Raw genomic sequence first — 12447 nt, 5'->3', positions numbered from 1 at the left:
GCGGGATGGCCCTTGGCGGCACCGAGCCTGACAATCTCGCGGTCGGTGAGATCAACGCTTCGTGTCAAGCAGTCGCGCGATCTCGGACGCAAGCGTGCGCACCGCCGCGTCGACCTCACGCGTGAACGGCTGCCCGCCGTTGATGCGCAGGAAGTGGTCGTAGCGTGCCGAGTTGGAAAACAGGCTACCCGGCGCTACGCGAATCCCCTTGGCGAGTGCGGCGTCGAACAGTAACTCCGAGCTGACACCGCCCGGCATCTCGACCCACAGACTCAATCCGCCCGCGGGCAACGTCAGTCGCGTGCCCGCCGGGAAGTAGGTCGCGATCGCTTCGGCCATCGCCGCACGATGCTCGCGCAACTGGGTACGCAAATGCCGCAGATGGCGGTCATAGCGCGGCGAGTCGATAAACTCGCCCATCGCGATCTGCGCAAGCGCTTCGTTGGGACGCGTCTGCGCGTACTTCAACATCTCCACGCGCCCCTGCCACTTACCGCCCGCGATCCAGCCCAGCCGCATGCCCGGCGCAAGCGTTTTGTGCAGCGATGCGCAATGAATCACGTTACCGGTCGTATCCCAGGAACGAACGGCGGCCGGCACGTTACCGTCGTCGCCGAGCGCCGAATAGGTGTCGTCTTCGATGATCGCAATCCCGCGCGACGCCGCCCACGTCACAAGCCGTGCCTTGTGCGAATCCGGCATCACCGACCCGAGCGGATTCTGGAAATGCGGCACGACGATGATCGCCTTGATGTTGTCGTAGGTCTCGCTTGCCAGTTCGAGCGCTTCGAGTGAAATGCCGGTCTGCGGACTCGTGGGAATTTCGAGCGCGCGCATGCCCATGCTCTCCAGCGTCTGCAACAGCGCGTAATACGTGGGCGACTCGACGGCAACCACGTCGCCCGCGCCAGCCACCGCACGCAGCGCGAGATTGATCGCCTCGATACAGCCATGCGTGACGACGATCTCCTCGGGATTGACGTTCATGCGCGCTTCCAGGGCTCGCCGCGCAATCGCCGCACGAAAGCGGGCTTCGCCACCGCCAGGCGGCGGGGTGCCATAGAGCATCGGGTGATCGCGCAACGCCCGAATCGTGGCCTGGCGCAACGCGTTGACCGGATAGAGCGACGGCGAACCGTGGGCCACGGCGAGATTGATTTTGACGTCCGCCTGAAGCCCTCGCGCGAGGATCGACGACACACGCTGGTTAATGCCCACGTATTGCAGCAGATCGGGCATCCACGGCCGCGGCTCGGCCACGGGTACAAGACTCGCCCGCGCACGTGCGCGCACGAAGTAGCCCGAGCGGGGACGCGCCTCGAGCAGGCCCTGCGCCTCCAGGTGACGGCACGTCTGCAACGCCGTCGACAAGCTGACCTGATGCCGCTCCATCAACGTGCGAACACTCGGCATGCGGTCGCCCGGCGCGAGCGTACCCGCCTCGATGGCATGTCGATAGTGACCCGCGAGTTGGCGGTAAAGCGGCGTGCGCTCCCGCGGGACTGCGACGGGCGGGGGCCTCGGATCGTCCGACGTCAGCGGTGTGTCGTCCGCGGCAGCGAGAGGGAGAGTGGCGGCATCCATGCGCAGATGATCGTGCATCGCACGTGACCATAACAGATACAGATTCAGCGATTCTTGATCGTAACAGATTGCCGGGGGCCATTCTGTTGCGGGCGAAACCGGGCAACTGTGTGCCTACCGGGGCGGCGCGGCGGCCGATAGGCTGTCCTTACCCGTTCAACGCCCCGGAGTCCCCCATGGCCAAGCCCCCCTTCCCCTCGTCATCTGCCCTGCCTTCGCTGTCTCCGCTGCGCCCTGACGCAAGTCTTGCGCGAAGTCACGGCGATGCCACCTCGCCAGGAGAACGCATTGCCCTTTCTCGGGCGCCCTCCCATCCGGCTGGCATGGACGGCGGCACGTCCGGCACGCGAGCGTTCCCCCTCGCGCTGGCGCGCGGGCAAGCGTTTCATGCCTATGCGAGCCGTGGCACCGTATTCCACGTCCAGCGAGGTCGCGTGGTGGTCAGCCTCGCGCCGCGCTGGTTGTCGGGGGGCGGGCGAGATGCCATCGCGCTGCGTGCCGGGCAGGTGTACGTCGTGGAGACGTCCGGCTGGCTGGCGCTGACCAGCGACGCCGGCGCGCAGCTTGCACTGCGCGAAGGGCCGAACTCAGCAGGTCGTCTTGCCGGGCCGTGGGGGTACCTCGTGCGTCAATGGCGGCGGATTCTCGAGCGCTTCGGGCGTTGAGCCGATCCGTGCGATGACCTGTCCGGGGCACCCCGGTCAGGCCACGGCGCCGCTCAAGCGGGGAGCCGTTTCTCGATATCGACGCGAATGTCCTCGGGCTTCGCCGTCGGCGCATAGCGCGCCACGACCTGCCCCGTCGCATCCACGAGGAACTTCGTGAAATTCCATTTGATTGCCTTCGTGCCCAGCACGCCGGGCTTCTCCCGCGTGAGGTAGGCGTAGAGCGGTGCGGCGTCGGGCCCTTTGACGTCGACCTTGGCGAACATCGGGAACGTGACGTGAAAACGCAGATCGCAGAAGCTGCGAATGGCTTGCGCGTCGCCGGGCTCTTGCTTGCCGAACTGATTGCACGGGAACGCGAGGACTTCGAACCCGCGCGGGCCAAGCTGTTCGTATAGCGCCTGCAGGCCGGCGTACTGCGGCGTGAACCCGCACTCGCTCGCCGTGTTGACGATGAGCAGCACCTTGCCGCGATACTGCGACAGACTGACGGTCTCGCCCGCGAGCGTCTGGACGGAAAAATCGTAAACTGTCTGCGAATTCGCGCTCATCTCTGGCTCCGAGTGATGGTTGGCACCGCGCAGTCTGCCACAAGCCGCGCGCCGGCGCCGTGCCGCGTGCGTTGGGCCCTCCCGTCCGGAGCCCCGGCGCGGGTAGCACCTCGTTTTTCCCGGGTAGCACCTCGTGTGCGGGCACGGCTATAATCGTTGATCTGCAACGCCGTTGCAACGCGCCCCCGCGCCACACACACCCCCTCACTGACGCTCCGCCCTGCCTCATGTCGACCATCGCCGCGCATCTCGACGACGTGCTCTCCCGCATTGCCCGCGCCACCACCGCCGCCGGCCGGCCAGCGTACAGCGTGCGCTTGCTCGCCGTCTCGAAGACCTTCGGCGCCGATGCCGTGCGCGAAGCGCTCGCGGCTGGCCAGCGGGCATTCGGCGAGAACTATGTGCAGGAGGCGCTCGACAAAATCGCCGCGCTGTCCGGCGAGACGGTCGATGGCGAACCGCTCGAATGGCATTTCATCGGCCCGCTGCAAAGCAACAAGACCCGGCCGGTGGCCGAACACTTCGACTGGGTGCATTCGGTCGACCGCCTGAAGATCGCCGAGCGCCTCAGTGCGCAGCGGCCGACAGACCTCCCGCCCTTGCAGGTGTGCCTGCAGGTCAACATCAGCGGCGAAGCGAGCAAGAGCGGCGTAGCGCCTGCCGACGTGCCCGCCGTGGCACGCGCCATCGCAGCGCTGCCAAACCTGCGATTGCGTGGCCTGATGGCGATTCCCGAGCCCGAAGCCGATCCGGCCCGCCAACGCGCGCCGTTCAAGGCCGTGCGCGACGTGTTCGACGCTTTGCGCGCCGACGGCCTGCCGCTCGACACGCTGTCGATGGGCATGTCGGGCGATCTCGAGGCGGCGATTACCGAGGGTGCGACAATAGTGCGCATCGGCACCGCGATTTTCGGCGCGCGCGATTATGGCTCACGCGCCTGATCGCGGCGCGCCCCGGCGGTGAGCGCCCTCTGACGACTCGCCGCAGCAACACGTAACGACGGTAACGACTCACGCAACGCAAAGGATGGTTATGAGAATTGCATTCATCGGCGGCGGCAACATGGCCAATGCCCTGATCGGCGGACTCGTCAAGCGCGGCACGGCCCCGCGCGACATTCTCGCGATCGACGTCAACGAATCGACGCGCGACGGTCTCGTCAAGCAGTACGGTGTCGACACGGCCAGCGCCCCCAACGATCGCCTGCGCGATTACGACACGATCATGCTGGCCGTCAAACCGCAAGTGCTCAAGGACGTCGCGCAAGCGCTCCAGCCGCACCTGATCGGTCAGTTGGTGATCAGCATCGCGGCGGGCATTCGTGCATCCGATCTCGCGCGCTGGCTCGGCGGCCACAATCAGATCGTGCGCTGCATGCCGAACACACCGGCCTTGATCGGCATGGGCATCACGGGTCTGGCAGCCTTGTCGGGGGTGGATTCGGACCAGCGCAAGCGCGCCGAGACCGTGCTCGGTGCGGCCGGTCAGATCGTCTGGGTGGAGAAGGAAAGCCAGCTCGACGCCGTGACGGCCATCTCGGGCAGCGGTCCGGCATACGTGTTCTATTTCATCGAAGCGCTGGAGCAAGCCGCGAACGAGCTGGGCTTTTCGCCCGAGCAGGCACGTCAGTTGGCCATCGCCACGTTTACCGGCGCGTCGCAACTGGCGGCGCAGTCGAGCGAACCCGCGAGCGTGCTGCGCGAGCGTGTGACGTCCAAGGGCGGCACGACGTTTGCCGCCCTCAGCTCGTTCGAGCGCGACGCCATCAAGGCGGCTATCGTGCGCGGTGTGCATGCGGCCAATACCCGTGCCAAGGAACTTGGCGACGAGTTGGGCGACGCCTGAGCGGGACGGCCGACGGATTCGCCGGCCTGCCCGAACGAAAAACGGACCGCATGCGGTCCGTTTTTCATTTCACTGGCCGTCGTTCGCGCGGACGTCCCCATCGACCGCCCAACCTACGGCCGCGCGGTCAACAAGTAGTGGCCCGCGATACCCGCGAACACGGCAGCACCGAGCCAGTTGTTGTGACGGAACGCGGCAAAGCAAGGCATGCGCTCGCGTGCGCGAATCAGGAAGTAGTGATAGATCGCGAAGCTCATCGCCACCGCCATGCCGAGCCAGAACGGCCAGCCGAAACCGAGATACGCGCCCACGCCCGCCTGGATGCCGAGCGCCCCGGCATAGCAGAGCATGATCGCCAATACGTCGAAGCGTCCGAACGTGATCGCCGAGGTCTTGATGCCGATCTTCAGGTCGTCGTCGCGATCGACCATTGCGTATTCGGTGTCGTAGGCGACCGACCAGAACACATTCGAGAGCAGCAGCACCCATGCGATGACCGGTACCTGATCCTGCACTGCGGCGAAGGCCATCGGAATGCCGAAACCGAAGGCCACGCCGAGATACGCCTGCGGAATCGCCAGAAAGCGCTTGGTGAACGGATAGGTGCCCGCCACGAACAGGGCCGGGATCGAGAGCCACTTGGTCAGCGCGTTGAGCGGCAGGATCAACAGAAAGCTCGCCAGCGCGAGCGTGGCCGCCACGGCTACCGCTTCCCACGCGCGAATGCGTCCCGACGTGATCGGCCGCTCCTTCGTGCGTTTGACGTACTTGTCGAAGTCGCGGTCGGCGTAATCGTTGATGGCGCAACCCGCCGAGCGCATCAGGAAGGTGCCGAGCGTAAAGATCGCGAGCAGCCAGGGGTCGGGATGCCCGTTCGACGCGATCCACAGCGCCGCAAGCGTTGGCCACAGCAGCAGCACGGTGCCGATCGGCTTATCGAGACGAACGAGGCGAAAATACAGCGGGAGACGTTGAGCGAGCAACATGAGCGTTACACAGAAAGACCGGTGGCGCCATTGTAGGCCACCGGCCTGAGGCGCGACAATCGACGCGCCCCGGGCGTCACCAGATCCAGAACATCAACAGCCAGAGCCAGTTGACCAGCGCCAGCGCCGCCACGACACCGGTCATCCCGGCCAGACGCCGCCCCAGCGAGCGCGCATGCCGCCCGGTCACGCGCCAGCCAAGCCACAGGCTCCACAGCGTGGTCGCGGCGAGGATCGCAGCGCGCACATCGTTCGCCCAGTACACCGGCAAATGCTCGGCGCGCAGCAGGCTGATCGTCGTGGCCGACAGACCGATGAACACGCCGGCCCCGGCAATCGGAATCAGCGACTGCACCAGGTGATTGAATCGCGACGTCTGCCACGGCCCCATCGCCCGGTTTGCCAGCGCGAAGATCGTCGTGAAGGCCAAGCCCAGCAGCAGACCGTTGCCGAGGATGTACGTGACGACCATGCCGCCGTCGAGCCACGAGAAGACGTCGCTCTGTGCGGGGTAGTTGGTAAAGACGAACCACGGCGCGTTCGTTGCGAACGGCCACATGATGTCGCGGTCGATGAGCCAGGTGGCGAGCATCGTCTTGGTCGCCACGAACCACGGATTCACCGTCCAGTGAAAGGCGCCGATGGCCACGCCGAGCAGGCCATACATGACGAGCACGCTGTCCCACACACTGTTGTTCTCCGTCGCACCGAACTTCACGATCTCGTCGCTCGGCGAGCGGCCCGTGAGCGCGATGGCGTCGCGATGCCCGGCGCAGCGCCCGCACATGTGGCATTGCGCGCCGCCCTTCATATTGCGCAGCGGCACGAGCGGCGCGCAATTGACCGGGATGATCTTGTGGCCGTTGGTGTGATACGAGCGACGCCAGGCCTCTTCGTCGACCTTGAAGTGGAACGGCGCCAAACGCGCGAGCAGCGAGAACACGCCGTTGACCGGACACAGGTACTTGCACCACACGCGTTTGTCGCGGCCGTAGAAATAGCCGATCACCATCGCGCCGATGGTGGAACCGCCGAGTACCAGCAACACGGCCTTCGGATATTGGTAGACGCTGACCATCTGGCCGTAGAGCGTAGTGCCCGCAAAGGCCACGAACGGCCAGCCGCCCCAGCGCATCCAGCGTGGAATGGCGCGACCGCGTCCGTGACGGCTCGCGAATTCCGAGAGCGTGCCTTCCGGGCACAGCACCCCGCACCATACGCGGCCCATCAAGACCATGCTGATGAGCACGAACGGCCACCAGATGCCCCAGAAAGTGAACTGCGCGAAGACGGTGAGGTTATTGAGGATGTGCGCCGTCTCGTCGGGCAGCGGCAACATGACCGGCACCCCGATGAGGAACGCGTACACGAGCACGATGCCCCACTGCACGCCACGAATCAGCTTGCCGTGGCGTTGCATCCAAAGCCCTGCGCGGGCCAGTCGGTTCGGGACAGGTATGGCGATGCTCATGCTCAACTCGTACGTCGGGAGAACAACCTTGTCAGGCTGGCGGATCTTGCGAATGCCGGGGCGCTCGTGACGCCGGCATCGGCCTGTCCGGACAGGCCGTTGTCGTGCACCGGCGAGATTTGCGCCCCCGATGCCTGCGGCCCGCTCAAGCGGGCTTGACCTGCTTGAGCGGCCCGTCTGCCCGCTTGAGCAAGGCCCAGACGAACAGCCAATAGATGCCGTACACCAACAGATTCATGCCGGACGGATGCGCGCGATAGCCGGTCAACGTGGCGACGAGACTGCCGAACGGGCTGGTGTCGTCGAGCAGTGCGGAGGTATCCCACAGTTGATCGACCAGCGTCGGCACCAGCTCGAGCGAGATCAGGCGATCGAGCCCGGACTCCAGCAGCCCGGCGGCGAGGAACAGCAGCATGATTTCGGTCACGCGAAAGAACAGGCGCCACGAGAAGATCTTCCCGCCCAGTTGCAGCAGCCAGAACGTGGCGAGTGCCAGGGCGAAACCGATCAGCACCGCGAGCCACATCGATGGCGGCACGCTGCCTTGCTGGCCGAAGCCGATGCCGTACAGGAAGATGGTCGTCTCGCTGCCTTCGCGGGCAATGGCCAGCGCCACCAGCACGAGCACGCCCCACCAGGTGCCCTGATCCTGGTTCTTGCGCAGCGACGATTCCATGTCGCGCTTGAGTGTTCGCCCGTGGCGCTTCATCCAGAAGACCATCTGCACGATCAGCACGCAGGCGACCAGCACCATGGCCGTCTGGAAGTAGTCCTGCGCGTCGCCCGAGAGAACCTCGGTAAAACCAACGAGAGCGGCGCCCAGCGCCACGGCCGCCGCAATCCCGAGCGCCACACCGCCCCACAGATAAGGCAGGCCGCGCCTGGCACCGTGCTCCGGGTTGGCCAACCAGGCATGGAGAATGCCGACAACCAGCAATGCCTCGACGCTTTCGCGCCAGACGATGAACATGACCTGACCCATCGTTTGATTCCTCTCGTGATGCGTGTCTTACCGACTATTCAGAACGACTTCCGCCCGCTTACTTGGCAACGATCACGCCTTGTGCCTGCTGGTGAAAATCGTCGAAAAACTTGTACTCACCCGGCTGCAGGGGTGCGATCACCACAAACGACTGCGCGCCCGGTGCCAACACCTTTTCCTTGCGAAGTTGCAGACTCTCGAACTCGACAGCGTTCGTGCCGGTGTTGTGCACTTCAATCTTGATGCGCTTGCCGGCCGGCACCTCGATGCGCGCCGGGTTGAGCTTGCCGTTGTTCATTTCCAGCCTGAAGGTTGGCATGTCGTCCGCGCGCGCGAGCGACGGCCCCGCCAGCACGAACAAAGTCGCCACCACGGCTGTCATCGTGGCCAGCAGGCGCGCGATGCGCTGATTCATTCTTCTGCTCCAAACGAAAACAGCGCCGGCCCGCAGGCCAACGCCGCGTCAAATTCATGCGGGCGACTTAGTACCCACCCTTCTTGCCAATCCCCGAGAAAGTGAAATCCACTTCCTTGGTCACCGGCTTGAACCACGGACCCACGCCGGTTTCCTTGTCGACGTGACGGCCAAAGCACCACGGTCCCATGCCACCGTGCGCCGCATGGGCGTCGGCGGCGGGCATGCCGCCCATCTTGCAGCCGAACGCCTGCAGCGTGCCCGGTGCGTTGACGACCATCGTCAGCTTGTACTTGCCGACACCGGCCAGCTTGACGTTATCGCCATAGTGCGGACCATCGCTTGCGACCATCGGCATCATCAACCCTTCAATGGACGCGCCCTCGGGGGTCTTGCCGTCGCTCTTCATCTTTTGCAGCTTGTACGTGATTTCCAGCCCCGGAATCCAGTCGCCTTCGGCGTAACCGTTCGGATTCTTGGCAATCGCATGAATATCCGCTTCGAGGTGGATGTCCGACTTGGCGGCGTCGCGCATCATGCCGGCCGGTTCCATCGAGATCGGCTGGAGATACACCGTGTTGATCTCCATGCCCGCCACATTCAGCGGCTTACCAATGGGAAATTCGGCGGCATTCGCCAGGGTGGCTGCACCGGCGAACAGCGCCGCGGCCACGAGGGATTTCACGCGCATACACACTCCAGATTGACAAAGAAGTTAATGCAAACAATTCTCAGTAATTTTAGCACTAACGCATTCGTCAGACAAACCACGAAGCCAAGGCAACACGGGGATGAACGGAAAATTCGAGCACGACGCGAGCGCCGGCGGGCGCGCGGCGCGATTCTTGGCCGACGTTTACGGAAAATTACTGGGCGATGCTCAGGGCAGCACGCCCCCCCGGTCGATCTTGCGGGCGAGCACGACCGACGTCGTCGTCCGGGTGACGCCGTCGATCTCGCCGATGGTGTCGAGCAGCGCGTCGAGCTGGTCTGCCGACGCCGCGTGCAGCCATGCCACGTAATCGAACTCGCCGCTGACGGTGCACAGCAGGTGAATCTCGGGCATCTTGTTCAGGCGCCGCAACACGTCGCGCCCGGAGCGCGGTTGCACGCTGATGCCGACACAGGCCTGCAACCCGCCTCCGGCGGCGTCCTGCCCGAGTCGTACCGTATAGCCGGCGATCACGCCCGCCTGCTCAAGCCGTGCCAGGCGGGCCACCACGGTCGTACGCGCCACGCCGAGACGGCGCGCCAGATTGGCCGTGCTCTCGCGCGCATTGACCCGCAGCAGGGCAAGCAGGTTACGGTCGAGTTCGTCGAGGGCGGTCGCGGACAGCGTCATCGGATTTCGCCTTGATTGGCACGGACGGAATGGTAAAGCGCGATTATAGAACCAGGAACCGCGTCGCCGCGCCCGGCGCTTCCCTACTGCCGAACTGTCCGACGCCCCCCCCCCGAGGGCAAGAGATACGATGACACGCAGACAAAATCCGTCGTCATCAACCCGTCGTTGAGGCCGCCTCACGCAGCGTGCGGCCGCTTACCCCATGGGCCAGAATTCCCTTAATCCTTGCCCCGACAAGGCGACAGCCAAGGGTATCCCCCCAATCCTTCGCTATTGACAACGTCGCGCCGCGATGCGCAAAATCGCACCACTTATATGACGACGTACAAGAAAGACCCACCACAGTAATTGCGGGTGTCGTGACCGCAATGGACTGACTGGCGCGTCGGCCCCGAACGTCACCGGAGACAGGCGCTTGCCATGCATTTCTCGTTGAATTTCGCCCCGCTGCTCCCCTACTGGCCGGTGTTCCTGGATGGCGCGTGGCTCACGCTGAAGATGACAGTGATTTCGGTTGTCCTCGGCACCGTCGTCGGCACGCTCGTGGCCTTTGCCAAGCGCAGCCGCCACCGCTGGCTCTCCCGCCTGTGCGGCATCTATATCGAAGCGGTGCGCAACACACCGTTCCTCGTCCAGATCTTTCTACTGTATTTCGGCCTGGCCAGCGTAGGCGTGCACATGCCGACGTTCGCCGCGTCGGTCATTGCGATGGTGATCAACATCGGCGCGTACGCGGCGGAGATCATTCGCGCGGGGCTCGAATCGGTGCCGCGCGGTCAGATCGAGGCCGCCGAGTGCCTGGGGCTGCCGAAATGGCGCATCGCGTGGCACGTCATGCTGCAACCGTCCATCGAAAAGGTCTATCCCGCGCTCACCACCCAGTTCATTTTGATGATGCAGGCCTCGGCCATGGCGTCGCAGATTTCCGCCGAGGAACTGACGGCCGTGGCGAATACCGTGCAGTCGGACACGTTCCGCTCGCTCGAAACCTATATCGTCGTGGCCGCCCTCTACCTGTGCCTCTCGCTGCTGGTCAAGCTCGTGGCGTGGGCCGCCGGCGAGTACTTCTTCAAGCGCCGCCGCATCGTGCGACGCGCCGCCGCGCAGACCGCTCAGGCGGCACGCCGTCGCGCGGCCGCGTCGCGCGTCACCGGCCTGAACGCCCCGGGCAACGCCGGCACGCCCGGCGCGGCAGGCCAATCCGGCACCAATGCCGCGCAACGGAGCGCCTCATGATGGGCAATTTTTCCTGGACCTATTTCAACTATCTGGTGCAGTCCATCGGCTGGACGCTGGTGCTCTCGCTCATCGCATTCGTCCTCGGCAGCGCGGGCGGCTTTATCGTGATGCTCGGACGCATCTCGCCGCGCCGGTGGCTGCGCTTGCCTGCGCAAGTGTTCATCGAGGCGATTCAGGGCATTCCGCTGCTGATTCTCCTGTTCATCGTCTACTTCGGCCTGTCGGTGTATGGCTTCGAGTTACCTGCCATCGTGGCGGCCGCGCTGGCATTGATGGTGTACACCAGCGCCTACCTTGGCGACATCTGGCGCGGCTGCGTAGAGGCGATGCCGCGAGCGCAGTGGGAAGCCGCGGAGTGCCTGTCGCTCTCGCGCTGGCAGACGCTGCGCCTGGTGATCATTCCGCAGGCGGTGCGCCTGTCGCTGCCGCCGACCATCGGCTTCCTGGTGCAGATCATCAAGATGACGTCGCTCGCGTCGGTGATCGGCTTCGTGGAGCTGACGCGCGCCGGACAGATCATCAACAACTCGATTTTCCAACCCTTCCTCGTGTTCTCGCTGGTCGGGATGTTTTATTTCGTGCTGTGCTACCCGCTCTCGCGCTGGAGCGCATCACTGGAGGACAAGCTCAATGTCGGCAATCGTTAAGGTCAACCAGATTCACAAGCGCTTCGGCGACAACCCGGTGCTCAAGGGCGTGTCGTTCGAAGTGGAACGCGGACAGATGGTGGCGGTCATCGGCGCCAGCGGCTCGGGCAAGAGTACGGCCCTGCGCTGCATCGATCGTCTGGAGACCATCGACGAAGGCTCCATCGAAGTGTGCGGCATTCGCGTGGAAGATCCGCACATCGACCTGCATCAATTGCGCCGCGAAGTCGGCATCGTCTTCCAGAGCTACAACCTATTCCCGCACCTGAACGTGCGCGAGAACATCATGCTCGCGCTGCGGCACGTCAAGCGCATGGCGCGCAGCGAAGCGCAAGACGTGGCCAAGCGCGTGCTCGATCAGGTGGGACTCTCCGACAAAGCCGAGAGTTACCCCGAGCAACTCTCGGGCGGCCAGCAGCAGCGCGTGGCCATTGCGCGCTCGCTCGCCATGTCGCCGAAGGTCATGCTGTTCGACGAAGTGACGTCGGCGCTCGACCCGCAGCTCACGGGCGAGGTGCTGCGCGTCATGGAAGACCTCGCGGCGAACGGCATGACGATGGTGCTCGTCACGCACGAAATGGCATTCGCCAAGCGCGTCGCCGACCAGATCATCTACATGCATCAGGGCAAGGTGTGGGAAGTCGGTCCGGGCGACATGCTCGACAACCCGCAAACGCCCGAACTGCGGGCGTTCCTCGCCAACGGCCTGTAGTCCGG

Annotated in this window: 14 protein-coding genes; 6 read left to right on the top strand and 8 right to left on the bottom strand. The window is 64.6% G+C overall.

Going from position 1 to position 12447, the window contains the following annotated elements:
• Positions 1-51 precede the first annotated feature (51 nt).
• A complete protein-coding gene (locus PSO31014_RS05865) occupies positions 52-1584 on the bottom strand; it encodes an aminotransferase-like domain-containing protein (RefSeq protein WP_246176269.1) in 1533 nt (510 codons plus the stop codon).
• Positions 1585-1760: 176 nt separating this feature from the next.
• Here PSO31014_RS05865 and PSO31014_RS05860 point away from each other — a divergent pair, with 176 nt between their 5' ends.
• Positions 1761-2249, top strand: coding sequence for a hypothetical protein (locus PSO31014_RS05860; protein WP_150550738.1), 489 nt, complete (start codon positions 1761-1763; stop codon positions 2247-2249).
• Positions 2250-2302: 53 nt separating this feature from the next.
• Here PSO31014_RS05860 and PSO31014_RS05855 read toward each other — a convergent pair whose 3' ends face one another.
• Positions 2303-2800, bottom strand: coding sequence for a glutathione peroxidase (locus PSO31014_RS05855; RefSeq protein WP_150550737.1), 498 nt, complete (start codon positions 2798-2800; stop codon positions 2303-2305).
• A 227-nt stretch (positions 2801-3027) separates the two neighbouring features.
• Between PSO31014_RS05855 and PSO31014_RS05850 the strand changes: the two genes are divergently transcribed.
• Both PSO31014_RS05850 and proC read left to right on the top strand, forming a co-directional pair.
• Positions 3028-3741 (top strand): YggS family pyridoxal phosphate-dependent enzyme, encoded by a 714-nt coding sequence (locus tag PSO31014_RS05850; RefSeq protein ID WP_150550736.1) that lies wholly within the window; start codon positions 3028-3030, stop codon positions 3739-3741.
• A 91-nt stretch (positions 3742-3832) separates the two neighbouring features.
• The gene (proC, locus tag PSO31014_RS05845) at positions 3833-4645 is read left to right on the top strand and encodes a pyrroline-5-carboxylate reductase (RefSeq protein WP_150550735.1); all 813 of its coding nucleotides are present in this window, start codon (positions 3833-3835) and stop codon (positions 4643-4645) included.
• 113 nt (positions 4646-4758) lie between these two features.
• Here the strand turns inward: proC and ubiA are convergent, their stop codons facing one another.
• The 6 genes from ubiA to PSO31014_RS05815 all read right to left on the bottom strand — a co-directional run bounded on the left by ubiA (position 4759) and on the right by PSO31014_RS05815 (position 9841).
• Positions 4759-5631: a 4-hydroxybenzoate octaprenyltransferase gene (ubiA, locus tag PSO31014_RS05840; RefSeq protein ID WP_150550734.1), complete on the bottom strand. Its 873-nt coding sequence runs from the start codon at positions 5629-5631 to the stop codon at positions 4759-4761.
• 76 nt (positions 5632-5707) lie between these two features.
• Positions 5708-7051, bottom strand: coding sequence for a 4Fe-4S binding protein (locus PSO31014_RS05835; RefSeq protein ID WP_150550862.1), 1344 nt, complete (start codon positions 7049-7051; stop codon positions 5708-5710).
• 196 nt (positions 7052-7247) lie between these two features.
• On the bottom strand, positions 7248-8084 hold the full coding sequence (locus PSO31014_RS05830; protein ID WP_150550733.1) for an FTR1 family iron permease: 837 nt from the start codon (positions 8082-8084) through the stop codon (positions 7248-7250).
• Between the two features lie 58 nt (positions 8085-8142).
• The gene (locus PSO31014_RS05825) at positions 8143-8466 is read right to left on the bottom strand and encodes a cupredoxin domain-containing protein (protein WP_150550861.1); all 324 of its coding nucleotides are present in this window, start codon (positions 8464-8466) and stop codon (positions 8143-8145) included.
• 100 nt (positions 8467-8566) lie between these two features.
• On the bottom strand, positions 8567-9190 hold the full coding sequence (locus PSO31014_RS05820; protein ID WP_150550732.1) for an iron transporter: 624 nt from the start codon (positions 9188-9190) through the stop codon (positions 8567-8569).
• 189 nt (positions 9191-9379) lie between these two features.
• Complete coding sequence (locus tag PSO31014_RS05815; protein WP_017235837.1) at positions 9380-9841, bottom strand: Lrp/AsnC family transcriptional regulator; 462 nt, start codon at positions 9839-9841, stop codon at positions 9380-9382.
• 423 nt (positions 9842-10264) lie between these two features.
• Here PSO31014_RS05815 and PSO31014_RS05810 point away from each other — a divergent pair, with 423 nt between their 5' ends.
• The 3 genes from PSO31014_RS05810 to PSO31014_RS05800 are packed head-to-tail and all read left to right on the top strand — an operon-like array spanning position 10265 to position 12442.
• Entirely contained in the window at positions 10265-11080 is an 816-nt protein-coding gene (locus PSO31014_RS05810; protein ID WP_150550731.1) for an amino acid ABC transporter permease, read from the top strand.
• Entirely contained in the window at positions 11077-11730 is a 654-nt protein-coding gene (locus tag PSO31014_RS05805) for an amino acid ABC transporter permease (protein WP_150550730.1), read from the top strand. Before PSO31014_RS05810 ends, PSO31014_RS05805 begins: the two co-directional genes overlap by 4 nt.
• Positions 11714-12442, top strand: coding sequence for an amino acid ABC transporter ATP-binding protein (locus tag PSO31014_RS05800; RefSeq protein ID WP_017232990.1), 729 nt, complete (start codon positions 11714-11716; stop codon positions 12440-12442). Before PSO31014_RS05805 ends, PSO31014_RS05800 begins: the two co-directional genes overlap by 17 nt.
• Positions 12443-12447: the final 5 nt, after the last annotated feature.

This window comes from Pandoraea soli, assembly GCF_902459595.1.
Taxonomy (GTDB): domain Bacteria; phylum Pseudomonadota; class Gammaproteobacteria; order Burkholderiales; family Burkholderiaceae; genus Pandoraea; species Pandoraea cepalis.
Note: the sequence above shows the minus strand (reverse complement) of the source record. Positions and strands in the feature narration are given on the sequence as shown.